Source organism: Chromatiaceae bacterium, from assembly GCA_024235395.1.
Taxonomy (GTDB): domain Bacteria; phylum Pseudomonadota; class Gammaproteobacteria; order Chromatiales; family Chromatiaceae; genus Thiosocius.
The window spans coordinates 948,399-973,154 of sequence record JACKMK010000003.1; the positions used below are offsets into that span (position 1 = coordinate 948,399).

The 24,756-nt window shown below is 57.7% G+C and carries 19 protein-coding genes; 16 read left to right on the forward strand and 3 right to left on the reverse strand.

All coding sequences use genetic code 11. The features are described 5' to 3' along the window. Positions 1-457: 457 nt before the first annotated feature. The 8 genes from H6955_17695 to H6955_17730 all read left to right on the forward strand — a co-directional run bounded on the left by H6955_17695 (position 458) and on the right by H6955_17730 (position 9,722). Positions 458-859, forward strand: a complete 402-nt coding sequence (locus H6955_17695; protein MCP5315397.1) for a hypothetical protein — start codon at positions 458-460, stop codon at positions 857-859. Positions 860-1,086: 227 nt separating this feature from the next. Continuing rightward, positions 1,087-2,718 (forward strand): hypothetical protein, encoded by a 1,632-nt coding sequence (locus tag H6955_17700; GenBank protein ID MCP5315398.1) that lies wholly within the window; start codon positions 1,087-1,089, stop codon positions 2,716-2,718. A 501-nt stretch (positions 2,719-3,219) separates the two neighbouring features. Further along, positions 3,220-4,179: a peptidylprolyl isomerase gene (locus H6955_17705; protein MCP5315399.1), complete on the forward strand. Its 960-nt coding sequence runs from the start codon at positions 3,220-3,222 to the stop codon at positions 4,177-4,179. Between the two features lie 9 nt (positions 4,180-4,188). Next, positions 4,189-5,007 (forward strand): ABC transporter permease, encoded by an 819-nt coding sequence (locus tag H6955_17710; GenBank protein MCP5315400.1) that lies wholly within the window; start codon positions 4,189-4,191, stop codon positions 5,005-5,007. Next, on the forward strand, positions 5,004-6,206 hold the full coding sequence (locus tag H6955_17715; GenBank protein MCP5315401.1) for an ABC transporter ATP-binding protein: 1,203 nt from the start codon (positions 5,004-5,006) through the stop codon (positions 6,204-6,206). Before H6955_17710 ends, H6955_17715 begins: the two co-directional genes overlap by 4 nt. 51 nt (positions 6,207-6,257) lie before the next feature. After that, a complete protein-coding gene (locus tag H6955_17720) occupies positions 6,258-8,147 on the forward strand; it encodes a sulfotransferase (protein MCP5315402.1) in 1,890 nt (629 codons plus the stop codon). A 141-nt stretch (positions 8,148-8,288) separates the two neighbouring features. Beyond that, the gene (locus tag H6955_17725) at positions 8,289-8,918 is read left to right on the forward strand and encodes a hypothetical protein (protein ID MCP5315403.1); all 630 of its coding nucleotides are present in this window, start codon (positions 8,289-8,291) and stop codon (positions 8,916-8,918) included. 30 nt (positions 8,919-8,948) lie between these two features. Further along, positions 8,949-9,722 (forward strand): hypothetical protein, encoded by a 774-nt coding sequence (locus tag H6955_17730; GenBank protein ID MCP5315404.1) that lies wholly within the window; start codon positions 8,949-8,951, stop codon positions 9,720-9,722. Positions 9,723-9,785: 63 nt separating this feature from the next. On the opposite strand, the gene H6955_17735 is transcribed toward H6955_17730, so the two are convergent. Next, positions 9,786-10,883 carry an acyltransferase gene (locus tag H6955_17735; GenBank protein ID MCP5315405.1) on the reverse strand — a complete coding sequence of 366 codons (1,098 nt, stop codon included), beginning with the start codon at positions 10,881-10,883 and terminating at the stop codon, positions 9,786-9,788. Positions 10,884-11,309: 426 nt separating this feature from the next. On the opposite strand from H6955_17735, the gene H6955_17740 reads away from it, so the two are divergent. Further along, the gene (locus H6955_17740; GenBank protein MCP5315406.1) at positions 11,310-12,896 is read left to right on the forward strand and encodes a sulfatase-like hydrolase/transferase; all 1,587 of its coding nucleotides are present in this window, start codon (positions 11,310-11,312) and stop codon (positions 12,894-12,896) included. Positions 12,897-12,932: 36 nt separating this feature from the next. On the opposite strand, the gene H6955_17745 is transcribed toward H6955_17740, so the two are convergent. Beyond that, entirely contained in the window at positions 12,933-14,642 is a 1,710-nt protein-coding gene (locus tag H6955_17745; GenBank protein MCP5315407.1) for a hypothetical protein, read from the reverse strand. A gap of 140 nt (positions 14,643-14,782) precedes the next feature. Between H6955_17745 and H6955_17750 the strand changes: the two genes are divergently transcribed. Together H6955_17750 and H6955_17755 are read left to right on the forward strand one after the other, a co-directional pair. Continuing rightward, positions 14,783-15,933, forward strand: a protein-coding gene (locus H6955_17750) for an IS3 family transposase (GenBank protein ID MCP5315408.1) whose coding sequence is annotated in 2 segments (ribosomal slippage) — positions 14,783-15,020 and positions 15,020-15,933 — 1,152 coding nt in all. Because the reading frame shifts where the segments join, the coding sequence is not laid out codon by codon here. Between the two features lie 257 nt (positions 15,934-16,190). Next, positions 16,191-16,850, forward strand: a complete 660-nt coding sequence (locus tag H6955_17755; GenBank protein MCP5315409.1) for an IS5 family transposase — start codon at positions 16,191-16,193, stop codon at positions 16,848-16,850. Positions 16,851-17,058: 208 nt separating this feature from the next. On the opposite strand, the gene H6955_17760 is transcribed toward H6955_17755, so the two are convergent. Continuing rightward, complete coding sequence (locus H6955_17760) at positions 17,059-18,327, reverse strand: acyltransferase (GenBank protein MCP5315410.1); 1,269 nt, start codon at positions 18,325-18,327, stop codon at positions 17,059-17,061. Positions 18,328-18,717: 390 nt separating this feature from the next. Between H6955_17760 and H6955_17765 the strand changes: the two genes are divergently transcribed. From H6955_17765 to waaA, 5 genes are all read left to right on the forward strand, one after another. Then, complete coding sequence (locus tag H6955_17765) at positions 18,718-19,491, forward strand: glycosyltransferase (protein MCP5315411.1); 774 nt, start codon at positions 18,718-18,720, stop codon at positions 19,489-19,491. A gap of 38 nt (positions 19,492-19,529) precedes the next feature. Further along, positions 19,530-20,501, forward strand: coding sequence for an NAD-dependent epimerase/dehydratase family protein (locus H6955_17770; protein ID MCP5315412.1), 972 nt, complete (start codon positions 19,530-19,532; stop codon positions 20,499-20,501). Continuing rightward, positions 20,494-21,501, forward strand: coding sequence for a glycosyltransferase family 4 protein (locus tag H6955_17775; protein MCP5315413.1), 1,008 nt, complete (start codon positions 20,494-20,496; stop codon positions 21,499-21,501). Before H6955_17770 ends, H6955_17775 begins: the two co-directional genes overlap by 8 nt. A 108-nt stretch (positions 21,502-21,609) precedes the next feature. Next, a complete protein-coding gene (msbA, locus tag H6955_17780; protein MCP5315414.1) occupies positions 21,610-23,346 on the forward strand; it encodes a lipid A export permease/ATP-binding protein MsbA in 1,737 nt (578 codons plus the stop codon). Further along, positions 23,346-24,599 carry a lipid IV(A) 3-deoxy-D-manno-octulosonic acid transferase gene (gene waaA / locus H6955_17785; GenBank protein MCP5315415.1) on the forward strand — a complete coding sequence of 418 codons (1,254 nt, stop codon included), beginning with the start codon at positions 23,346-23,348 and terminating at the stop codon, positions 24,597-24,599. Before msbA ends, waaA begins: the two co-directional genes overlap by 1 nt. The last annotated feature ends 157 nt before the right edge of the window (positions 24,600-24,756 follow it).

Consider the following 24,756-nt stretch of genomic DNA (forward strand, 5'->3'; position numbering starts at 1 on the left):
TCCTCGACCCTGGCGGTAGGATTCCTCTTGTTTCGGCTAAAGGAAGGGCTGTCTTTGTCGATATGTCTGTGTCAGATGCAAACGCACGCTGGCGGACGGTGTTGTTTTCTGGCGGCACGCCTCGCGGACTATTTGTCGGTGGGTAAGTGGGGGGTGAGTCAGGACTTCAGTTCCGAAAATTTTGTCGTATCGGCGGTTTTTGGGATCTACCGGAAGATTCATTCGAGCCTCAGATTAGGCTCGAAAGCCACAGGCTGAAATATGTTGCATTCCCGCAACAGCGCAGTGCCCTCGGGCGATTTTGCGCAAATTTGGCGTCATTGAATATTTTCCACGTGACGATTGCTGGGATTCTGCTACAATGACGCACAAGTGCAAATGTTGGGACGGAATTTCTCGTTGATGGAGAGGGATTTGTCCAGTTCGAGCGGCCAAATGGCGCCTTGCGGAGGGCGGTGTGGAGCGGTTTTTGCTGCTGGCTTTGGTAGGTGTGGGGCTGGTTGCGTGTGCTCGCGCTCCGAGCACGCCTTCTCCCGAGAAGGCAGTGGCTGCCCGATCAATGGCCTACTGGGGCGCTATGGTTGACCAGCAGTACACGAACGCATATGAGCTTCTTTCTCAGGGATTCCGGGCGCGGGTTGGCAAGGATGCATTTATGCTGCGGTTTGCTGGCAAGACGCGATGGGAAGGTGCCGACATCCAGTCGGTGAAGTGTGAGGAAGATCGCTGCGTTGTCACGGTGAATGCTCGCTACAGCTATGTGGGCAACGAACTCTTTCCGTCCTATTCGAGTTCCACCGAAATTACCGAGGCATGGATTCTGCAAGATGGCAATTGGTGGTTGGTGCCCAAGCGTTAGGGCGCGTTTTGCAGGGCGACATTGGCTCGGAGTTCAGTAGGGAGGGGGCAATATGAGGTGAAACGGAGCACTCCTGGCTGACAATTATTGGTGCGTGACTATTTCTGTGAAATGCGTCGATTCAAGTAGTTGCGCCAAGTTTTGAATCCACGTTAGACTTTGAGCTTGCGGTATCTGACCCAAACACTAGATATTGCTGCCGTTGTCGACAACATCTGTAAAGCGATATGAAGGAGCTACTGTTAATGAAGATGAAAAAGACGCTTCTGTCCTCGGCGATCGTCGCAGGACTGGGGAGCCCCATGCTGGCCAGCGCAATCAACACGAGCACCGATGGCGTGGGCGAAGCGCTGCTCTACCCTTACTACAGTGCGATGAACGGCAACGTGACGTTCATTACCGTCACCAATACGACGAACGAGGCCAAGGCGGTAAAAGTTCGTTTCCGTGAGGGCGTCGGTTCCCGTGACGTCATGGACTTCACCGTCTACCTGTCCCACCACGACCACTGGAGCGCGATCGTTTATCGCGAGGGAAATGCTGTCCGAATCTCGACGAATGATTCGTCCTGTACGGTGCCGGATGTTGCCGCGGCGAAACCGGCATTCAGTGCGACTCGTATTCCTAATGAGTACGAGGGCGATTCTGTGCCGAACCGCCTCTCTGAGGGCCACATTGAGATCCTGGAAATGGCGGAACTGCCTAACACCGGCAACGACGATGTACGTGATGCCATTACGCATGACCCGGACAACGATGTTCCGGTCGATTGTGACTTGGTTCGCAACTGGACGGCTGCTGTAGCCCTTCAGCCTTTCGGCGACGGTTCGTCGATCGCTGTGACCGAAACCTCGTTGAGCGATGGCGCCGCTGTCAATCCCATAATTCAAGATATGGCGAACCCGACGGGCGGTCTGTACGGTCATGCGGCCGTGTACAACCCGGCCGACGGTACCTACTTCACCTACCAAGCCACAGCCCTGCGAGGCTGGGCAGAGGCGCCGCTGTGGTTCCCGCAGAACGATACTGGACTTACGGAGCTCACGCCTTATACGACGGACGATGGCCTTGCCTTCGACGAAGGTGAAGAAGGCCTCGGCTTGGTCGAATATTTCGATCTGCCAGACCTCAGCACGCCGGCGGCACTCGTTGGTGACGGTGTTCAGACCTATACCGGTAGCCAGTTTGTGAATGGCACCGCAGTCGGGACTGTGTCGGAGGCGTTTACTGGCGATATCAGCGCTCCGGCCGAAGACGTGTTGGGTTCGGCCGCCGCTGCGGCCAAGCGTGATGCAACCACCTTCGCGCTGATGCGGGCCGGCCTCTCCAACGATTACATCACCGGCACCGACTTCGAGACCGAATGGGTCGTCACCTTCCCGACGCGTTATCTGCACGTGGATCCTGATGTTGACCCCGATGTTGTTGCAGCACTGCCGCCGTTCACGGCTGACGAGGACCTTGTTACTGGTGAGGCTTGCGAAACCGTGGGTTTCAATTACTGGAACAGGGAAGAGCATGAGCCGAGCACGCCTGGGTCGATCGACTTCTCGCCGGGCGGCACTGAGCGGTCAGCGTTCCAGCTGTGCTACGAGGTTAACGTGATGGCGTTCAACCAATCGGACACCGGTGACTCGGCGGTACTTAAATCGTCTTCAGTGGCGAAGTACGTTGGTCTTGACAGTGGCTTCAACAGTGCTAATGGATGGGGTCGTCTCGACTTCTCCGCTTACACGTTGGGAACCGCCAGCGGGCTTCCGTTGGCTGGCTTTGCCGCGATCTCCAACACGGGTGACACGGTTCCGCGTGGGGCGACCTTCAGCCATCATCTGATGGATGCGGTAGTTGTCGCTCCTTAAGGGGCCATCCTAAAAGCATCGCAATCCCGGTGATGCTTACTGGAGAAGGGCAGCGGGTTTTCCCGCTGCCTTTTTCATTGGCGCAGAGTTGACGGGGCGAGTCATCGGTAAGGAGTGATGATGCTCGGCCGGTTCGTTCGGGTTTGGCGGCGTGTCCGCTTGGCCGAGTCGACTCATGGATTACGATCTATTGGTCAAAGATCGAGTGTTCAAAAAAAACTCGTGGTCCCTTCTGCTCGGTCCCGGGCATCCCTGTTGTGCCCTGATCTGGGTATGAGGTGGCACGTGGAAATCAAGTACTGCATTGTATGTGTTCGTAGTCTTAATCCACCGCGTCTAATAGTTAACGATACCGTCGGTGACCGCGCTAAATGAACATTCCGGTGTTGTTGTTGTTCTAACGGTGGTCTTAGCATTTTTCCGGCTGCATTCGGCCGCGATGATTGATTTGTCCATCTCACCAAGGCCATTGGTGTCACCAGTACCCGGTACTGGGGGGCCATGAGTAGTATTAATATGAATCTAATATCGATCGTTGTTCTGCTGGTATCGCTGTATTCAACGGGTGTCGTCTTCGCTGATGCGAAAGGAAATCACGTCGAACTGGGGGGCTATAAACAGGAATCCCTGGTTGGCGATGACCTCAGCCAGGAAATTGAAGCGATCAGGGCTGAAAAGAACATTCGGGTCGAGCCCGACCGCCAGGTCATGTTCACCCTCGTCGATAATTTGTTAACCAGAAGGGCCTTGGCGCTGGAGGCGCAAGATCAGCAGTTGATCCCCGAAGCGGAAATGAAGATCCGCTTGCAGCGACAGCGCGAAATCTGGTTGGCGCAGGCCCGCATGGATTCCCTGGCCCGCCAGTTGACTGACGAGGAGTTGGAAAATGCGGCGAAAGAGATCTATATCGCCCACAGCGAAGACTATCTCGCGGATGAGACTGTAGACGTGTCCCATATCCTCCTGCGTACCGATGGGCAATGCCGTGACGAGGCGGCAACACGGAAGCTCGCAGGTGAGTTACATAAGCAGTTGATGGAAGATCCGGGCCAGTTTGAAGCGCTGGCCAAAGCGCATTCTGATGACGTAAAGACGGCGAGAAAAGGCGGTGCGCTCGGCGTGATGGCCACGAAGCGTTTGGTTGAGCCGTTCAAGGACGCTGCGCTCGCACTGTCGCCGGGAGGTATCTCGGAGCCAGTGGAGACACAGTTCGGATTACATATTATTCGGCTCAATGCCTATTCGCCCAGTGCAAAATTACCGTTCGACAAAGTGAAAGGTGCACTGATGGCGCAAGCAAAAAAACAGGCGCGAAGCACGACTATCAATGCACACATTACGGAGATAAAGAAATCTGCAGACTATCGTTACGATGAGGGCGCGGTCCAGCGCTACTTTGAAAACTACTTTGCAGATAGCGAAAAGAAGAAGGCAGCCCCGGGCGCGGGTGAGAATCGCTGAGGTTCGGTGGTGCCACCGTCCAGTCTCGCGAAGCGGATAATCGGAGCGACGCTGCTCACTGAGCTTTGGGCTGTGCGGTCGCGGCTGGTCGTCCTGTTGGTCCGCGATCTCCGAGCACAGTATGCGGGGTCAGCGATCGGCGTTGGCTGGAATTTGCTGCGCCCCTTTTTGCAGATCAGCGCCTATTATTTCGCTTTCGGTATTGTTCTTGGTATGCGTCACGGTGGGGACGTTAACGCGTCCTATCCGCATTATTTGCTTTCCGGCCTGGTTCCCTGGCTGTGCTTCATTGAAGGGGCCAACAGGGGCACGAACAGCTTGGTCTCAGCGGCGACACTCATAAAGAAAACGAGATTGCCTCTGGAATTGTTGACTGCAAAAGCTGTTCTTGCGCCATTAGTTACCTACGGGCCTTTCGTGATTCTGCTATGGGCTTTCAACGCGGCGTGGATCGATCCAGCGAGTTTGCTGCCTCTTCTGCTTTGGCTGGTCGCGCAAGTCCTGTTCACCTTTTATCTTGCGCACTCACTGGCAATCCTGACGTCCGTCGTGCGCGACATTGGCCATGTTTTCAACGTATTGCTGGGAATGTTGATTTTCTTGGCGCCGGTGCTGTACTCGATGGTTGACGTTCCCGAGAGATTTCGAGCGCTGATGTTTATCAACCCGATGACCCCGTTTGTCGTGGGCTACCATAGTTTGGTGCTGCATGGCGAATTACCTCAATACGCATTCGTATTGACGGTACTGATCTGGTTGGCTGTGGCGGCAGCGTTCGCTGCCTTCCTTCACCGGCGTGCGCGCGGAATTCTGGTGGATTGGTTATGACCCGCGTCAGCTTGGAAGGCGTAAGTAAAGCCTACCGCGTCTACAGACGTCCACAGGACCGACTTCGCGATCTATTTTTCGGTAGCGAGTCGTTCCACCCCCACTGGGCACTGCGCGACGTCGATCTGGTTCTCGACGAAGGTGACTCCCTGGGCGTCATAGGGAACAACGGTGCGGGCAAAAGCACTTTGATGAAGCTTGTCAGTGGGGTGCTCGCTCCCTCCTATGGGAAAATCGCAGTCGATGGCAGGGTGACCGCCATTTTGGAGCTCGGCACCGGATTTCACCCGGAGTTTACAGGTCGGGAGAACATATTCTATTCCGCCGAGGTGCTTGGGATCCCTCATAGGTTCATTAAAAGTCGTCTGAAAGACATCTTGAGTTTTGCCGAGCTCGGGTCGGCAATTGACGAGCCGGTCAAGACGTATTCGACCGGCATGATCATGCGTCTAGGGTTCTCTCTCGTAACCTCAGTCGATCCGGATGTCCTGATCGTCGACGAAGCCTTAGCCGTGGGGGATCATCGATTCAAACAGAAGTGTATTGGTCGACTGGCGGAGATCAAGGAAAATGGCGCCACGATCATTTTTTGCTCACACAGCATGCACCATGTAACGCAGTTCTGTAACAAGGCGCTATGGCTTGAGAATGGTAGCGTCATGGCAGTGGGGCCTGCCCGCGTGATTGTCGATCGCTATATCGCGGCAAACAGCGTTTCAGAACAACAGGGGGTTCCCGTGCGATCCAAATCGCCACGGCGGGCTGCAGCGGTCGGCCCTCGCTGCACGGTAAAGGATGTCACGCTATCACCGACTGACATTTCTCCAATTATAGTACGCGGCACGCTCATGCATGTGGTCATCGATTTCTCTATCCGAGTCGCGGGGAGCTATGTGTTTGGAGTGGCGATCGACCGTGCACAGACCGGTCAGCGGTTGGTTGCCGAGACGGCGCTTGAGTGCGGACTGCCGGCATTGACTTTTGTTCCCGGCGACTATCGCGTGGTCCTTGGAGTTGGTACGGACGCTTTGCGTGCGGGCGGGTACGAAGTGAAAGCAGGTTTGCTCGATAAAACACTGTTGCAGATAGAAGACTATCGTGTTTTGGAAATCGAAGTTGTTGATTCCGATTCAATCCGTTCCCCGGCACTGATTCGAGTGCCGATTGATTGGGATGTTGAGAAGCGTTTTTACGGATGACCGGACGGTTTCTTGGCAGCAATTGGGAAGGGGGATGATGAATTGGCTGGCATGAATGAGCAACAAGGTGGTGGCGGCTTGGGTTCCACACGCGCCGCGCCAATGGCTGAACTGCAAACGCGGTTGCAGACTTTGGTCGCTGAGGGGAACTTCACCGCTGCTATCGATTTGCTGAGTCCAATTGTGACGCGTCAGCGGAACAACCAGTCATTGCTGCATCTTATGGCTGATTTGTATGCTCGCAGCGGCAACGTTGCGCTCGCGGAATCTTGGTTTCGCCGAGCGATAAAGTGTGCCCCAGGGAACCTGGCGCCCTATCTGCATCTCGCAGAGATGTTTCGGGAAAATGGAAAATTCGTTCAAGCCGAGAAAGTACTGCGCAAGGCGGTTAGGATAGCTCCCGAATCGGCTTTGGTTCATGGCCATCTTGGTGCTGTCCTACTCGAACTGGATCGACTGCAGGACGCACTGGATGCCACTCAGGTCAGTATCCGCCTGGACCCAGGCAATCCAAAGGTCCACAACAATTATGCGGTCGTTTGTCATCGATTGGGACGCCCCGACGACGCTTTGTCTGGTTATCATCGGGCGCTCAAGTTGAATCCGTCTTATCTTGAAGCGCAGCGCAACCTCGCGCGTCATTGGCGCTATATGGGGGAGAGTCAGATCGCAGAAGAACTCTATCAAGCGATCGTCGACGCCAATCCTGGCTCATTTAAGGACGCATGGGAGTTGGCAGAATACTATTTGGAGCAGGGCAAGACGAGTGACGCGGTGTCTCTGTATGAACGGTTCGAGGGCAGTGGTGACGCGAATATACTGGAGCGGCTGGGCAGCACGCTTCAGGAAGTTGGCCATATCGCACGCGGCAATGAGCTATTGAGGACGGCTTTGTCCCACAACCCAAATTCTGGTATCGCATGGTTTCATCTGGTGCTTGCAATGGATAAGGGCGATCTTGATATAGCTGTCGACCATATTCATGTAGCATTTTCGGAAGAAAAGAAAGAGTTTAGTCGTCAGCATTTGGCTTTCGCGCTAGGCCGCGCGTACGAACGATTGAGGCGGCCGGTCGAATCATTCAAGTATCTAAGACTTGGAAATGCCTTGCGCCGTCGAGGCTACGACTACAGTACTGCGAAAGAACGCCAGCGCTTCAGTGGGATAAAAGAGTGTTTCACTGCGGAGAATGCTGCAAGATGGACGAATGGTGGTTATCCTGATTCCACGCCCATCTTCGTTATCGGTATGCCGCGATCAGGCACCACGCTGGTGGAGCAGATAATTTCCAGTCATCCTGAAGTCTTCGGGGCCGGTGAACTCACGATATTGCCACAGCTCACCGAAAAGTACTTGCAACCGCTAGGCGGTTTTCCAGTTGGAATGACGCAGATTACGGACGATGTCCGCTACGCATTCGGTCAAGAATATGTAGCGCAGCTCCGGCGATACTCGGCGGATGCTCGGTTCATGACCGACAAAATGCCGCATAATTTCCTGCGCGTCGGAATGATACGCGCGATCTTGCCGAATGCCCGAATCATTCACTGCCGGCGAGATCCGCGAGACAATTGCTGGTCTATCTTCAAGCAGCTTTTTTCCGGTTACCACCCTTATGCCTATGACCTCACGGAATTGGGCGAATATCACCGAATGTACCAGGATCTGATGAGCCACTGGAGAAGTATCTACCACGGAGAGCTACTCGAAATTGACTATGAGCGACTCGTGAATGATCCGGAGGTGCATGTGCGGCAGATTCTGGATTATTGCGATCTGGAATGGGACGAAAGGTGTTTGAGGTTTTACGAACAGGATCGCGCCGTTCACACTGCCAGTAAGCTTCAGGTTCGTAAACCTATGTACCGAGCTTCCGTGGCAGCATGGGAGTCGTACCGAAACGAGCTGGCTCCCCTCTTGCGCGCGTTGGGCAACCCATGAGAAGTGGCGGCATGTCTGCGGTTTTGGCGTATTTTGCGGTCGCTTGGCCCGATCGTGCATCCGCTAGCCGCGTCAAATTTTGGTTTATTGGAGCTTTGCTGCTGGTGGCCCGTTACAACAACTCGCGCAAATGAGTCGGCTATGGCATTGATCCTGCCTCACTCTGTTTTCTTTCATTTCCCCAAAACGGGGGGGTATTTCGTGCGCGAAATCATCCGCCGTAGTGGGATCCCCTATAGAGAAGATAATCCTGCGGATCATTCTTTTCATATGATAGATCCCGATAAGGTCGATGGATCAGCGGAAAGCAGCAAGTTTTATTTCATTTTCATGAGGCACCCCATGGATTGGTATGCGTCATATTGGAATCACCGCACGCACGTTGGATGGACGGGCGAATTGCATCCAGGTTGGAATGCGGTCAGCATCTATCAAGCCCAAGGCGCTGACACGTTCGTTGGGTTTTTGGAGCAGGTTGTTGCCGAGGGGGTACCATTCATTTCGCAGCATGCTGATCTTTTCAAGAAAATGGATCGGGTGGGGCGTTTCGAAGATTTGCGGAATGAGCTTTGTGCGATATTGACCGCTGCCGGTGAGGATGTCGACTGCGCACTCGTGCAGACCGTTCCTCCGCAGAACGTCATTCCCTATCCCGGGAAAGGGTGGATTGACGTTCCTCGTTCGCTTTACAGTGCGATGGTCAATCTCGAAGCGTGGTCATTCGAATTCTTCGGGTACGCTGAAGAAAGCCGCCGCTTTAATCTGATCTGATAGATTGCGATGGCGGGGTTTAGGATCGATTTGCAGCCACCGATTGTGCAGGCTGCATTCGCTGTCCTTCCAAAGGCGATCCCTTATCGATGGATGCATTACGCATTGCAACACCTCACGCAAACCGACTCGCCCCGGGACGCTTATTTGTCATCGATGACGATGGAAGTGTTGTGGTTGAATCGTTGGCACTTGCGTCACTGCTTCGACCATGTCGGGGTTGAGTTGCTTGATCCCGATGAGCCCTATGTCTTCACTAGTCTGCATTTTGGGCATTGGGGCATGTATCCAGCTTCCCTCTATCAGCAGTTTGGCATTCCATCGCAAATGGTTGCGACTGGCCGCAATCAGGACCGAAGTACCCCGCGTGGACGATTCTGGTATCGCTACGGTCATTTGCGACAATATCTTTCCGGTTTTGAGTGCTGCTATTCCACTGATGGAGTATTCGCATTAGCAGCGCGATTGCGTGAAGGTCGTAGCCTCACTGTGATTTCAGATGTCCGAGAGAAAGGATTGATCCAAAGAGAGGCTGCTGTCGATTTTCTTGGCGGGCCGTTTTATCTGCAGCGCACAGTTGCTGCCCTAGCCCGCCGCGGCCGAGTCAGAATCGTCCCGTACGTTGGTTATTACGATGAATCTTTGCACCGACACCGTGTGACGTGGTTCGCACCACAGTCACCACTCCGAAATGATGTGGCGACAATGCAACGCATTGTCGCCACTTTGGAACCTACTGTGATGGGCAAGGAAGCGTTTTATTTCAATGTAATGGATGCACTTCGGCGTCCCTTGCCTCAATGACCATTGGGCATTTTTTGGCGTCCACTTGCTTCGCCAATCGTCGGCAGCATCGCGTTGATCTTCTTACTTGTCCGCAACCTTTTGCGCGTTGGTTTGCAGAGTGCCCTCCACGCAAGCGTCGGTCGTGTCCGGGCCGGACAGGCGGCGCGCCAGATTTCTGCCGTATTGTCGCGCCGGATACTCAACCAACCAGGCGCACAATGTGGCCAGTAGCAGGGTGAACAACGTTGCGGCCAGGTACCCTCCGCCCCCATCGGCCGGCAATTGGAAACGTTCTATCACCACGACCGGCAAGTGGTGCAATAGATACACGCCGTAGCTAAGCGCGCCGGCCGTTAGTCCGAATGAAGCCAAACGCGCCGGCATCCGAGCCGACACAAGCCCGTACAGCAATAAGGCGTAGCTGGCCGCCGCGAGAATGTTGAATGTAGGTCGCAGCCAAGGACTCTCCTGGATCCCGGGTGCCCGCAGTTCGTGCCATATCGATGCCAGCCAGCCGAGCAATGCCAGCCCCGCGACCAGTGCAATCGCTCTCCTGATCCGGCCGACAGCGGGCATCGATTGGGTTGACTTGTACACAGCAACACCGGCGAAAAACTCCAAAAATTTACCCGGGAGGTGGTGGTCTACCAACTGTGCCAACGAAATTTCTGGCGGAACCAATGGCTCTAGATTGAGTAATGCTTTGACTGCAACCGCCAGCAGCACTAGTCCCGGTAGTGCGAACCGGTGGCAACGATGAAGCGCGAACAGAAGCGGCACCACCAGGTAAAATTCGACCTCTACCGGAAGTGTCCAGTAGGCGCTGTTAAAGAAGTTCAATTCGTCCAGGTCGCGCGTGGTCTGCAAAAAAAACAAGTGACGTATGAAATACAGTGCTTTGTCTTCGTCTGACGGTGTAGCTGCCGCATACATGAGCAGCGACAGCAGATACAGCGGATAGATTCGGAAAAAACGCCTCAACAGATAGCCCGGTATTTTGGGCATGCCATGCAGGATGTTTTGGGCGAACAGGTAGCCACTAATGACGAAGAACAAGTCCACGCCGCTGGCAAGAAACTGGAATATTCCACTGTCCGAATTCAGAAAGAAGCTATGATAATGGCTCGTTAGCACCATCAGTGCCGCCAAGCCACGCATTGTTTCGATCGTTGGATTCACGTTGACGCAAATGCCCCCTCAGTCTGCGGCCCAAGGCGATCGCTTTGAATGGACGGACTTTTCTTGTTGCTCATGCGCAACGCTTCGAGTCGTCCCTCCGTCGCAGCCGGTAGTCGACGCGTTTGTACGCCCCGCGCCGGAAGCAGCAGTTTAACACCCGGCCGCAGCGCAGAGGGAAGGCAGTGCCCGTCTGTCGCGGTGCGGATGTTTCTGATTTATTGCGCCACGGCTCTGAGGGTATTGCCGCAATGTTCTTCACGTGACCCCAATGAGTGCTCGTGTCTGCCAGAAGCGTCGCCGTGGAACGGGGAGTGCGGTTTTGATGCCGGACTGTCGGGCCGAATGCCAAACACAGTTGCAGGGGAGTTGTTGGCTGCGTAAATTGTATACCGTTTCCTCTGCGGCATTGGCGCCGTGAGTCGAACGATGGGCGGCCCGCGTTTCGTCTTCGGTCGCGAACAAATGATAGATTCAATTACTTGTCAAACCCTGGACACGCCATGCCAGAGAATGGCTTGGTTTGTGTTGCTACTCCTGCTGTCGCTCAGCTGCTCTGCAGCCGTGCGACCGAACGTCGTGCTGGTCTTTACTGACGACCAAGGCTGGGCGGATATTGGCGTACACGAAGTAAGAGACGATATTCGCACGCCGAACATCGATGCCCTGGCACGGAGCGGCATTCGCTTCGAGTCGGGGTACGTAACCTCTCCGGTGTGCATTCCGTCGCGTGCCGGTATCCTCAGTGGCATTTATCCGCAACGCTTCAGCGTCGAAAGTCACCTCGACGCACCAATGCCGACTGCAGTTAAGACATTGGCTGAACGTCTACGTGATGCCGGTTACCGAACCGGGATGGTCGGCAAATGGCATCTGGAACCGAATGTCGAATCAGAGGGTTGGCTGCGCAATGCGGTCTACATCGGCCGTGCGCTGCCGCCGCTCGCCAAACGGCGAATTCCTACAGATCTGGCGCAGCCATTCATGCCGCGCAACCAGGGCTTCGACGATTACTTTGCCGGCTATTTCGGACAGTACGACACCAACTATCAGCTCGATGGAGCGACGCGCGCCGAAGATGATGGGCCGCTGCGAGCAGAAGGGGATCGGGTCGACGTGCAGACCGCTGCTGCAATGGCGTTTATCGAGCGCCGTGCGGCTGCTTTCCAATCCGGCGAGCGAGCGCCATTCTTCCTTTACTTAGCCTATTTTGCGCCACATGTTCCACTCGCGGCGTCACCCGATTACTTGGCTCGGTTTCCGCGTGAACGCACCGATTCGGGCGCAAAGGATGTTGCGGAGCGCAGGCGCTATGCGCTGGCAATGATGGCGGCGATCGACGATGGTGTTGGTCGATTGCGCGGGCGACTGGCCGATTTGGGCTGGCTCAACGATACGCTGTTTTTCTTTATCAGCGACAACGGCGCGCCGCTCGCGCTCGACAAGGCCGATCGGCGCCCCATCGATGCCATCGGTTGGAATGGCTCGCTGAACGATCCATTTAAGGGTGAGAAGGGCATGCTCACTGAAGGCGGGATCCGCGTCCCTTTCTTGCTCTCGTGGCCAAATCGGGTTGCCGCCGGCGTTGTTAATGCGGCGCCTGTCAGCACGCTCGACGTCGTACCAACCGTGCTGGCGGCTGCCGGTCTCGCGCGCGATGAGCAGCTAGACGGTGAAGACCTATTGACGCTGGAGCAAAAAGACGCCACGCAGCGTCCGATATTCTGGCGCTTTCGACACCAAGGGGCAATTCGTCTTGGCAACTGGAAGTATCTGAGAGCGGCTGACCGCGAGTATCTGTTCGATCTGGCTTCTGATCCGGGCGAGAAATGCAATCGATCTGCCGAAAATGCACATCTGATGGAAGGGTTGCGGCGCCGGTGGGAGGCGTGGAACGGCACACTCGCGCGTCCTACTGACGGCGATGGCAGCAAGATGGGTCCTCTCGAACAGGCCATGTTCGACAAGTACTTGCCGCGCAGCGCAGAGCTATCGTGCCCTCACGTTAAGGATTGATTGTTCGGAGTCCATTCCGTTGTCGGTACGTTAGCTTCATTGTCCGCGAGTTGCTGCCAGCAGCCCGTCACAAGCCGGGCTTGATCCCTGCACCAATTCTAGCGGGCGTGCGTCGGTCTCGTAAGCCAGGCACAAGTTCTGCAGGATGTCAGTTAAGTTGGGGTCGTGACGATAGTCTAGCGTGATTTGGAACTCCGAAAGCGGCGTGCCGTCAACGCCCGAACAGAGCTTTGTTTTTGCTGGGGAACTCCTTTTGTATTCGAAGCCTGCAGGCACGCGTGGTGAACCGACATATATGCGAAATCGGTTTGAAGCATCACCGATGAGACAGGCATTGATGTCGACCATGGTGCCAGATTGGCGAACCCTAAGGCGGCCTGAAGATCCGAACAGGAATGGGTTGTTGGTCGTGCGAGGTCGCATGGATACGACACCAACCAAGGTGTTGCCCGACCAAATCGGCCGGTTCGGTGTGTGCTGCAGCACTGGTGGCGGCACAAAAATTCCGCGTCTTATCGCTTCCTCGAGCATTGCTCCTGCCCTGCGTTTGTCCTCGAACGTAAGGAAGCGTGAGTCGCCGCTTTGAAGAAATGCCGCGAGGCCATCCGCGTTTGATTCCGACCAGTTCTGCACACGCGGCATGGTTGCGGCATAAAGCGAAACTGCCAGACCAATTGAGACCACGCTGAACAGCAGTTGCCACGCCCGCAGGTTGCCGTGTGCCTTGGTGCCCCAATATATCGTGGTCGCAAAAATGAGTTGCGATATGATCTGATAGCGCGGTGCGGCCGGATCGGCGAGTCCGGGTCGCGCGCTGGTAATTGCGATAGCGCTGGCGAACAAAAACAACAGGAATAGCGCCCAAGGTAGTGGCAAGTGTTCGTGTTGGAACATGGTCAGGTAACCGAGCAGCAGTATGGTTGCCGCGCCGGCCCAGGCGGCAATGCCAGGGTTGTGAAATCCGATCGCGGATCCAGTCACGATCAGCAGATAGTCTAGATTGGTTGCGATGTTAAATAAGCGGTCGAACACTCCAGGGGGCACGGGCACCGGATCTTGGTGGCCGTATAAGGCGCCGACGGCAAGTGCTACCAGTGTCGAGAAAATAGCGAGCAGCAATCGCTGGCGGGCCGGATCTCGTGCGAAGCGGTACCAAGCCGCCAAGACAAGCAACATAGCGATCAACATGCCGCTGGCGTTTGCTAGGACGCCGAGTATGGCGCAGACAAATGCGGCAATTTGGTGGCGTTGTCGATTACTGGCGAATAGGTGAAAAGCACCCAGCGCACAAACGATTACTAGGAAGCGCGATACTGAGCTCGTCGCCCATGTCGCTGTGGTGTACTTGGTCGGCGAGAACAGCAAAACGGTGGTCAAAGCAACCGAACCCCAAGCCGGCACCGGGCGCGAGATGGCGCGGTAATAGAACCAAAAGACGGCGACCAGGGCGGAGTTGCCGATGAGGATCAGGTCCTTGAAATCCAAGTGGCTTGTGATCAAGACCTGCAACAATGCCAGCCCCCGCAACAGCAGGAAGATGCTGTCGTTGTGCTTGTGTAGCAGTTCGGCGATCAGCGTATTCACCGAAACATCGTGCAACCCGAGGGCGAATGCGAGTAGGGTCTCGTAGTCGTCCATGACTGGCAGATTCCACGCGAACCGAAAAACAAACGCAAAGTAAGCTGCGATGCTCAAAAAGGTGGCGGTGTTACCGAGCAGTGGCTGCAGGAAGCGCAGTTTTGTCATGGCGAGCGAGGAGTCTAACAAAATACCAAGTATAACAGCCCGTATATTGAGCCCAGGGTGTCTTCGAAATCGCCTTGGCAAGCCCCGACTATCGTAGACACCCGGCAGCGTTAAACTAACGTAAACCAAAAGGTGTGGAAATGAGCGGGAAACGTGACCCGGAGGAATTCAAGATTGAGGCGGTGAAACAGGTCACCGAGCGCGGCTACAAGGTCAGCGAAGTGGCGCAGCGTCTCGGGGTAACCAGTAAGAGCCTGGGCGACTGGATCAAGCGCTACGGTGACCAGGGCAGCCAGCATCAGACGATCAGCGCTCAGCAGGAGGAGTTGCGGCGATTGAAGGCTGAGCTGAGGCGGGTGACAGAGGAGCGCGACATCCTAAAGGAGGCCGCCGCGTACTTCGCCAGCGAGTCAAAGCGAGGTACGCGTTCATAAAGTCCCGGCTCAGCAAATACTCGGTGGCAACGATGTGCCGCGTCCTGGAGGTTCAGCGCAGCGGCTTCTACGCCTGGTTGAAGCAGCCCAAGAGCCGACGTGAACGTGAAGACGAGGGCCTGCTTGGCAAGATCAAGCAATTCTGGATTGAAAGTGGCTTTGCCTACGGCTACCGCAATATTGCCAAAGACCTACGCGACACGGGCGAGTCCTGTGGCAAGAATCGGGTACATCGGATTATGCGAACCGCTGGTATTCGCTCGCAGCGTGGCTACAAGCGTCATCCGGGCTTCAAAGGCGGCAACGCTAGCCATGTTGCGCCGAACACGCTGGATCGGCAGTTTGAGATCGACGAGCCGAACAAGGCCTGGGTCACGGATTTCACCTATGTCCGCACCCATGAGGGCTGGTTGTACGTGACCGTCGTCCTCGACCTGTTTTCACGCCAGGTCATCGGCTGGAGCATGAAGAACAATCCACGGGCGGATCTGGTCATCGACGCCTTGCTGATGGCTGTTTGGCGCCGTCAACCGAAGCAGCGGGTGCTGATTCATTCGGATCAGGGCATCCAATACACCTGCAGCGATTGGCGCAAATTTCTCGACGACCACAACCTGGAAGCCAGCATGAGTCGACGGGGCAACTGTCACGACAATGCCGTGGCCGAGAGCTTCTTCTCGCTGCTGAAGACCGAGCGCATCAAACGGAAGATCTACAAGACCCGGAACGAAGCACGCGCGGAGATCTTCAATTACATCGAGTTTTTCTACAACCCGAATCGCCGGCATGGCAACAACGATGGGCTGTCGCCCGTCGCCTATGAGCAACGGTATTTTGAGAAGCTGTCAGTTGTCTAGAAAACTCGGGGCTTGCCAGTCTCCAATTTTGCAGACTGCCGACACTGATGCCGCGCGCGGCGCAAAAGGTGCTCTGGCTCTGCCCGCTCTCGGCCTGCTCGTCGATAAGGCGCTGCCACTCGTCTCGGCTGCGCTGTATCCATCGCTTGGTCACTGAACTCATCGTGTGTCCTCCGGTGATTGACCACGCGGATACACTACGATCCGATCAGGATGCCGGGAAGAACGGTGCGGTTTGACCGGTTACTGTTGATGAGCTGTTTGCACAGCTGAACGCACAGATCAATGCAGCAGGTTATGTCCCGCGCCAGGGTCAGATCGTGGATGCAAGCATGGTGTCGGCACCACGTCAGCGCAACAGCCGGGAAGACAACGCGAAGATCAAACAGGGTCAGGTCCCGGAAGGCTGGGAGGACAACCCGAACATGCTGAGGCAGAAGGACCTGGATGCACGTTGGACGAAGAAGCATGGCCGGACGCACTATGACTACAAGAACCACATCAGCATCGACCGTAAGCACAAGCTGATCCGACATTTCGAGGTGACTGCGGCATCAGTAGCCGATACGCAGGTCTTCGATGTGCTGCTCGATTCGGACAACCGCAGTGGCGATGTCTGGGCCGACGCCGCTTACCGTTCCAAGGCGCGCGAGCAGACGCTCAAGGAAGTCGGTTACCGCAGCCATATCCACAGCCGTGGCCAAGCCGGTAAACCCGTATCACCCTGCCAACAACGCGCCAACCGCAGACGCTCCAAGGTCCGCGCACGCATTGAGCATGTGTTTGCCGCGCAGCAGGCGATGGGTGGCAAGAGGGTGAGAACTATCGGCTTGGCACGTGCACGGCTCAAGGTGGCACTTGCCAACTGGGTGTGCAACCTGCGCCGCTGGTGTTGGCTGGAATCCAGAGTGACATGAGGAACTTACTGATTTGTCACCCAATAGACTCGGCAGTACAGTCAGTGCCGACAGGGATTGTTGTACGCCAGCTGACAACGGAAGTCAGATGCGAATTCCGTAAAGCCCCGTTGGCAAGGATGCCGGCGGGGCTTTGTCATGCTTGAAACTCGATAGTTAGAAGTGCCCTTAAGGGCGCTTCTGGCTTTGTCGTGTTTGAAATGGGTTCTCAAAAGTCCCTTTTACGGCGTCGCGACATAGACTTCGAGATGTCGATGAAAGGTTTCTCGATCAGCGTGAACCCGACGATACCAACGATAAATGTCAGCACAAATGTTAGTACTCCGGTAGCTAAGAGACTACCCCAACTGACCGTAGGAAAAATGTGATCATGAATAAACCCAGATCCAACTGACATCAATGGTACATGGAAGAGGTACATTGAGTAAGACACGCGTGCGACAGGATGCAGTGCTCTCGTTCCAAGCCAATTTAGCGACGTTATGGGTGGGTCCGCGTGCGCCCCGAGTATGATTATCAGGACAACACCGATGCTGAAGACGTTGCGTACGAAGCCGAGTGCGAGAGTATTGGCAAGCTCGGTAGGCAATCTATAGAACCAGCTGGTGGGGTCCTGATACGGAATCCACAACGGAATACCAATGCAACTTACCAAGACTGCTAGCATCGCTATGGCCAATTGCGGTTGCGAGAGTGCTGCGAGCAGGCACCCACGTCGTCGTTGGGACGCCAGCAACCCGGCAAGGCTTCCTAACAGTAGGGGACCGGCTCGCGTCCAGAGGTCCAGATAAAGCACGTCAAACCAAGTGGCTAGTTTGCCATCAATATTGAAATACTGTTGATATATTGGCGTCTCGTAAAGTGAGGGGTGAATCATCACGATTAAAGGGCGGAGCAAAATGACTGCGAGCAGCAATAGGCCCAACCACCAAGTTGCACTACGTCGTCGAACGATGAAAAGCAATATCAGCGGGAAAAACATATAGAACTGCAATTCGACCGCTATTGACCAAGTCCACGGTAGAAAGCTGTTTCCAAGACTGAGAAAGTTGTTTACGCCAAGCAAGTTCGTCCACAGAAATTCGCTGTTTGGCATACCCGCTACCCAGCCGTAAAAGATCAGGCAAAGGTAGGCTGGATAGATCCTCGCGATACGGCGCAGGTAAAATGCGCGCAGGTCGACTTTTCCGAATCGACGCTGCTCCCGCAGAAGCAGGGCGGTAATGAGATAGCCAGAAATCACGAAAAAACTGTCGACGCCGAGGTCACCGTGCCAAACCCAGTCCAGCCAAACTGGCGTTGCGCTGACTATTCTCCACCAATCGGGTGCCAAGACAGCCGAGCGATGCAAGTAAAAGGAGTGGAAGAAAATCACGAGCAACACTGATAATGCGCGTAGGCCGTCAATGGTTCGATCGGTCTCAGGACTGGCGGCAAACACCGATTTCAAATTGTGCTGCAGTTGCGACGTGAGCACGGAGGCGGTAATCCCTTTCTATTGGTTCAGGGACGACTATAAGCCCCAATGCGTGTGGCCGAACAGCGGCGCGGTTGGGCCGTGAGGATGATCAGTTGGTGCTGCAGGTAAGCCAGCTTGGACAGGGTACGTAGTCGCCCCTGAAAAATTCGGTTTTCTATGGTGAAGACTGTAGGCCAGAATTGGCAGGCACATTCAATTTGGACTGCGCGTTACGCGGCCGGCTCACGGCAGCGAACGGCCAGGCAAACAGAAGCCGCAGCTTTCTCGGGATCTTCCGTGGGTTCTGGCCGGCACCGGCCATCGGCGAATTGATCGTGTGGCCTAGTGAGCCCCGCAGATAGTTGCGGCCCGAGAGCATATGTTCTTTGGCAGTTGTATAGCGGAAAGATGCGTGACATCCATATCTCGATCGTCAGCCACGGACAGGCCCGCTATCTTGACGGCCTATTCGCCCAGTTGGCGGCCATGCCGTCGGTCGCACGTGCTCAGGTCACGCTGACCTTGAACGTCGCCGAGGTGCTTCCCGCGGCGGTGGATTCGATGCCTTTCCCGGTCAGGGTGCTGCGCAACGCCCGGCCGCAGGGGTTCGCGCACAATCACAACGTCGCCTTTCGTGAGCCACCCGTCCCGGCCGAACAGCAGTACTTCGTCGTACTGAATCCGGATGTGGAACTGCGCGGTGATCTGTTCGCCGGACTGGCCGACCGGTTGCGGGACACGCCCGAGGTCGGCGTGATTGCGCCACAGGTGTTGGCGGCCGACGGTGCGCGTGAAGACAGTGCGCGCTATCTGCCGACCCCGTCGCGGCTGGTGGCGAAACTCTTTGGCCGCCGTGGCGCCTGGCCGGTCGAGGTCGACGACCGACCCTTCCAGCCCGACTGGGTGGCCGGCATGTGCATGCTGTTCCCCCGGCAGGCGTTTGCCGAGGTCGATGGTTTCGACACGCGCTATCACCTGTACTATGAAGACGTCGATATCTGCAGCCGTCTGTGGCTGTCGGGTTATACGGTTATGGTCGATCCACGGTTTTCCATCATTCACGCGGCACAACGCAGCAGTCACCGCAATCTGCGCTATGCGCGTTGGCATCTGCAAAGCATGTTGCGATTCTTCCGTTCGGGTGTGTACCGGAAGGCCCGTGCCCTGCACGGTCGACGCTGAGCGATGGGCACCACGGTTCGACATAGAGATCGCGGGCGATGCACATCCTGGTGACGGGCGCCAGCGGTTTCATCGGCGGCCACCTGGTGCAGCGGCTGCTGCAGGATGGCCACCGGGTGGTCTGCGCGATCCGCCGTGGCGGCGCCGTGCCGGACACCCTGTTGAACCGGGGTGCGACGACGGTCGAGATCGACGACCTGGCCGACGAGGTCGGCTGGCAGGACAAACTCGACGGTACCGATGCAGTGGTGCACCTGGCGGCGCGCGTGCACGTCATGCGTGACCGCGCCGCGGATCCCCGGTCGCTGTACGAGCGGGTGAATGTGCAGGGTACCTTGCGCTTCGCCGAGGCCGCCGTGGCAGCGGGTGTGCGACGGTTCGTGTACGTCAGTACGATCAAGGTCAACGGCGAGCACACGAGTGGCCAGCCGTTCCGCGCCGACGACGTGCCCGCGCCAGCCGACGCCTATGCACGATCGAAACATCTCGCCGAACAGGCACTGCTGCGTCTCGCGGCATCATCTGCAACGGAGTTCGTCGTGGTCCGCCCACCGTTGGTGTACGGGCCCGGCGCCAAAGGCAACTTCGGTCGGCTCGTGCGACTGGTGGCCCGTTGCCTGCCGCTGCCGTTTGCCGGCCTGCACAACCGACGCAGCATGGTCTCGGTCGTCAATCTGGTCGATTTCCTCGTCACCTGCCTGAATCATCCGCGGGCCGCCGGCGAGGTTTTTCTGATCGCCGACGGCACTGATTGGTCGACGCCCGAATTGGTCGCCGCGATCGCCTCCGAGCTGGGCTGCCGCCCGCGCCTGTTTCGTGTGCCGACAGCTGTACTGATGGCCGCCGCGTCGCTGTTGGGCCAGCGCGCGCCGATGCGCCGCCTGTGCGAATCCCTGCAGGTCGACACCGCGAAAAACCGCCGGCTGCTGCATTGGACGCCGGTGGAGTCCGGCGCCGACGCCGTGGCGCATGCGGTGCACCCGACGAAAGGCGGTGCGGCCGATGCCTGAACTGGTTGTTGTGCTGGTTGCGTTCCTGTCGGCGGTAGTCGTCACGGGCCTGGTACGCCGCTACGCTCTGGCCCGCGATCTGCTCGACGTGCCGAATGCCCGCAGTTCGCACGGGGTGTCAACGCCGCGTGGTGGTGGCTTGGCGATCGTCGCGAGTTTTAGCGTGTTCGTGGTGCTGTACGGTCTGAACGGCGGCCTGGCGCTCGCGTTGTTGCCCCCGGTGCTGGGCGTGGCGGTGGTGGGATTCTGGGACGACCACAGCGACCTCCCGGCCCGGGTGCGCATCCTCGCGCATCTCGCGGCGATCGCCTGGGCGTCATACTGGCTGGGCGACGCATTGGTTGTGCCCTGGCCGTTCGGCGGCCCACTCGATGGCTGGCCAGTGCGGCTGTTCGCAGTGGTCGCACTGGTATGGTTTCTCAACCTGTTCAATTTCATGGACGGCATCGATGGCCTCGCCGCCGGTGAGGCGGCATTCGTCGCCCTGGCCGGCGCCTGGTTTGCGGCCGGGGCCGGACAGGCGCAGATCGCGATGCTGCTGCTGATCCTCGGTGCCGCATCGCTCGGGTTCCTGGCCTGGAACTGGCCACCGGCGAAGATCTTCATGGGCGACGTGGGCAGTGGCTTCCTCGGTGCGGCATTGGGCCTGAGCGGTTACGCGTCCTCGCTCGAAGACGCCTCGCTGGTATGGCCCTGGGTGATCCTGGTCGCAGTGTTCGTCAGCGACGCGACACTGACGCTGTTACGCCGCGTTGCGCGCGGTGAACGCTGGTTCGAAGCGCATCGCAGCCACGCCTATCAACAGGCGTCGCGGCGTTGGGGGCATCGGCGGGTCACGCTCGCAGTGCTGTCGATCGACCTTGCATGGCTGCTGCCGCTGGCCTGGATCGCGCAGACGATGCCGCAGCAGGGGCTATGGATCGCGTTGCTTGCCTATATGCCTCCGATCGTTCTGGCGCTAAGGTTTGGCGCAGGGATAACGGAGGATGTTAGGCGGTGATGCAGCGCGCAGCAGATTGCAACCCTGTACCGGTTGGCGTCGTCGATATCGTGTCGAACGCATTTTTTGCGGGGGCCGTGCATGCCTGAGCAGATTTCCGACCGGCAGATGAGCAGCCGGGAGCTGTATCGCAGACTGCTGCATCATGTACGCCCGTATTGGAAACAGTTTTCGGCCGGGATCGTCTTCATGGTGCTGCTCGCACTGACCGAGCCGGCTATACCCTATTTTCTGAAGCCGTTGCTGGACGGCACCTTCGTCGAACGCGACCCGCAGTTCCTGTTCTGGTCGCCGATTCTGCTGTTGGTGTTGTTCCTGGTACGCGGCAGCTGCAACCTCGCGAGCCAGGCGGCGTTCGCGTGGGTCTCCGGCAAGCTGGTACTGGATCTGCGCCGCCGAATGTTCGAGCGCATCCTGGGCCTGCCGACCAGCTACTACGATGCGCATGCGAGTGGCCTGATCATCGCGAAGGTCACGCACAACGTGACCCAGGTGACGGCAGCGGCCACCAAGGTGCTGATGATCCTGGTGCGTGACTCGGTCGTCGTGGTCGGGCTGATCGGCTACATGCTGTATCTCAACTGGCAGTTCACGCTGTTGGTGTTCGTGTTGTTCCCGGTGTTGATCCTCGCGGTGCGCCTGCTTGCCAAGCGCCTGCGGATGTTGAGCCGTCGTACCCAGTCCTCGATGGGCGAGATCACCCACGTGCTGGGTGAGGCGGTGCGCGGGCACAAGGTGATCAAGGTGTTCGGCGGTAGTGATCTCGAGCTGCGACGATTCCTGCAGCAGGCCAACTGGATCCGGCGTTATCAATTCAAGACCAAGATCGCGGACGGCGCCGGCGAACCGCTGGTCGAGGCGATCGCCGCGCTGATGATGGCGATCCTGATCTATTTCGGCACCGGGCAGATGGGGCACGAGCCGATGACCGTGGGCGCCTTCGTCTCGTTCCTCGCGGCACTCGGTCTGTTGTTCTCGCCGATCAAGCGCCTGGTCGGTGTGAACCAGCCACTGCAGAGCGGACTGGCCGGTGCCGAGAGCGTATTCGACCTGATCGACCAGGAACCCGAAGCGGATACCGGGCAGCGGGTCGTCGACCGCGTGAAGGGCGACCTGGCGTTCGTCGACGTGACGTTTCGTTATCCGAGTGCCAGGGACGATGCCTTGAGCCGGGTGTCCTTCACGATAGCACCGGGCACCACCACCGCGCTGGTCGGTCCTTCGGGCAGCGGCAAGACGACGATCGCCTCGCTGGTGCCGCGTTTCTACGAGGTCGGGGGTGGCACCATCCTGCTCGACGGTATCGACGTGCGCGAATTGACGCTCGTCAGCCTGCGCAATCAGATCTCCTACGTCGGCCAGGAATCGGTGCTGTTCAACGACAGCGTCGCGGCGAACATCGCGTATGGAAGCGAGTCGCGCGCATCGCGCGCCGCGATCGAGGACGCCGCCCGCGCGGCCTACGCGCTGGACTTCATCAACCATCTGCCGGACGGTTTCGACACTATCGTGGGCGAGGACGGCGTGCTGCTGTCCGGTGGCCAGCGGCAGCGCATCGCCATAGCACGTGCACTGCTCAAGGATGCGCCGGTGTTGATCCTCGACGAGGCGACCTCGGCGCTGGATACCGAGTCGGAACGCTACGTACAGTCCGCGCTGCGCAACCTCACTCGCGATCGCACGACCCTGGTCATCGCGCACCGCCTTTCGACCATAGTGCATGCCGATCAGATCCTGGTGATCAGCGGTGGGCGCATCGTCGAGCAGGGCAGTCACGACGCGCTGATCGCCGCTGGAGGACAGTACAGCGTGCTGTACGAGACCCAGTTCGTGCAGGGCCAATGATGCGCCGGCTCTACACCCTGCTGCTCTACCCGCTGTTTCCGCTGGTGCTGTTGCGGCTGCTGTGGCGCAGCCTGCGCGCGCCGGGATACCGCCGGCGCTGGCTCGAGCGACTGGGCTGGTTCACCCCGCCAACCAGCTGGGGTGGCCTGTGGGTGCACGCAGTGTCGGTTGGCGAGGTGCAGGCGGTGCTGCCGGCGATCCGCCAGATCCTCGCCGACACACCCACATTGCCGGTCACGGTCACGACCACGACCCCGACAGGATCCGCGCGGGTGCGCGAACAGCTTGGCGAGCAGGTCTTCCATGTGTACTTCCCCTACGATCTGCCGTTCGCACTGACCGGGTTCATCCGCCGTGTCAGGCCGCGCGTGCTGCTGATGGTGGAGACCGAGATCTGGCCGAATCTGTTGCACCACTGCCGGCGCCATGGGATCTACACGTTGCTGGGCAATGCGCGACTTTCTGCCAAGTCGGCCCGCGGCTATGCCCGTCTGGGCGGCTTCGCACGCGAGACCTTCGCGCAGATCGACTGTGTGGCCGCACAGGATGGCGCAGATGCGGCACGTTTCCGCGAGTTGGGGGTTGCGCCCGAACGTGTGCATGTCACCGGCAGTATCAAGTTCGACATGCGGATACCGGCAAGCCTGGAGGAACGCGTCGAGGTGCTGCGTCGCGACTGGGGCGGGCGACCGGTGTGGATAGCCGGCAGTACCCACGAAGGTGAAGAGGAGCAGATCCTGGTCGCGCATCGCCAGGTGTTGCAACGCAATCCCGATGCGCTGCTCGTTCTGGTGCCGCGCCATCCCGAACGCTTCGACCGGGTCGCCGCGCTGTGTCGGCGCGAGGGGATGTCGGTCACGCGGCGTTCGGACCCGGGCGATTTTGACGCCGACACCCAGGTCTATCTGGGCGACACCATGGGTGAGCTGCCGGCGATGCTGGGATCGGCCGACGTGGCGTTCATCGGCGGCAGCCTGGTCAAGATCGGCGGTCACAACATGTTGGAGGCGGCCGCGCAGGGCGTCGCGGTGTGCTTCGGGCCGCACGTGTTCAATTTCGCGGCGATCAGCCAGCTGTTGCTGGAGGCCGCTGCGGCGCGGCAGGTCGCGAATGCGGCCGAGCTCGCGGATCAGGTCAGCGCGTGGTTCGCCGATGCCAGCAAGCGCGCCGAGGCGGGCGAGAACGGGCGCGCGGTCGTCGCGCGCAACCGTGGCGCACTGAACCGCCTGCTCAAGTTGATTCCACTGCCCTGAGGATCTTCCCGTCGCGGCTGAAAAAGCCTGCACTGGCGCAGATGCTGTCGGTGCAGATGGAAACTATGCGAACCAGCGCAAGGATTGAGAATCTTTTTTTCGCTACTTTGCGATTTTCCCGGCGCTTTTTTATCGCGTCGGATCGCTAAGCGCCACT

What these genes read in the sequence shown, in the direction of transcription:
- H6955_17700 (MCP5315398.1), top strand. Translation starts at nt 1,087, where the DNA reads ATGAAGGAGCTACTGTTAATGAAGATGAAAAAGACGCTTCTGTCCTCG.
- H6955_17745 (MCP5315407.1), bottom strand. Translation starts at nt 14,642, where the DNA reads ATGACAAAACTGCGCTTCCTGCAGCCACTGCTCGGTAACACCGCCACC.
- H6955_17740 (MCP5315406.1), top strand. Translation starts at nt 11,310, where the DNA reads ATGGGCGGCCCGCGTTTCGTCTTCGGTCGCGAACAAATGATAGATTCA.
- H6955_17715 (MCP5315401.1), top strand. Translation starts at nt 5,004, where the DNA reads ATGACCCGCGTCAGCTTGGAAGGCGTAAGTAAAGCCTACCGCGTCTAC.
- H6955_17725 (MCP5315403.1), top strand. Translation starts at nt 8,289, where the DNA reads ATGGCATTGATCCTGCCTCACTCTGTTTTCTTTCATTTCCCCAAAACG.
- H6955_17770 (MCP5315412.1), top strand. Translation starts at nt 19,530, where the DNA reads ATGCACATCCTGGTGACGGGCGCCAGCGGTTTCATCGGCGGCCACCTG.
- msbA (MCP5315414.1), top strand. Translation starts at nt 21,610, where the DNA reads ATGAGCAGCCGGGAGCTGTATCGCAGACTGCTGCATCATGTACGCCCG.
- H6955_17705 (MCP5315399.1), top strand. Translation starts at nt 3,220, where the DNA reads ATGAGTAGTATTAATATGAATCTAATATCGATCGTTGTTCTGCTGGTA.
- waaA (MCP5315415.1), top strand. Translation starts at nt 23,346, where the DNA reads ATGCGCCGGCTCTACACCCTGCTGCTCTACCCGCTGTTTCCGCTGGTG.
- H6955_17775 (MCP5315413.1), top strand. Translation starts at nt 20,494, where the DNA reads ATGCCTGAACTGGTTGTTGTGCTGGTTGCGTTCCTGTCGGCGGTAGTC.
- H6955_17720 (MCP5315402.1), top strand. Translation starts at nt 6,258, where the DNA reads ATGAATGAGCAACAAGGTGGTGGCGGCTTGGGTTCCACACGCGCCGCG.
- H6955_17765 (MCP5315411.1), top strand. Translation starts at nt 18,718, where the DNA reads ATGCGTGACATCCATATCTCGATCGTCAGCCACGGACAGGCCCGCTAT.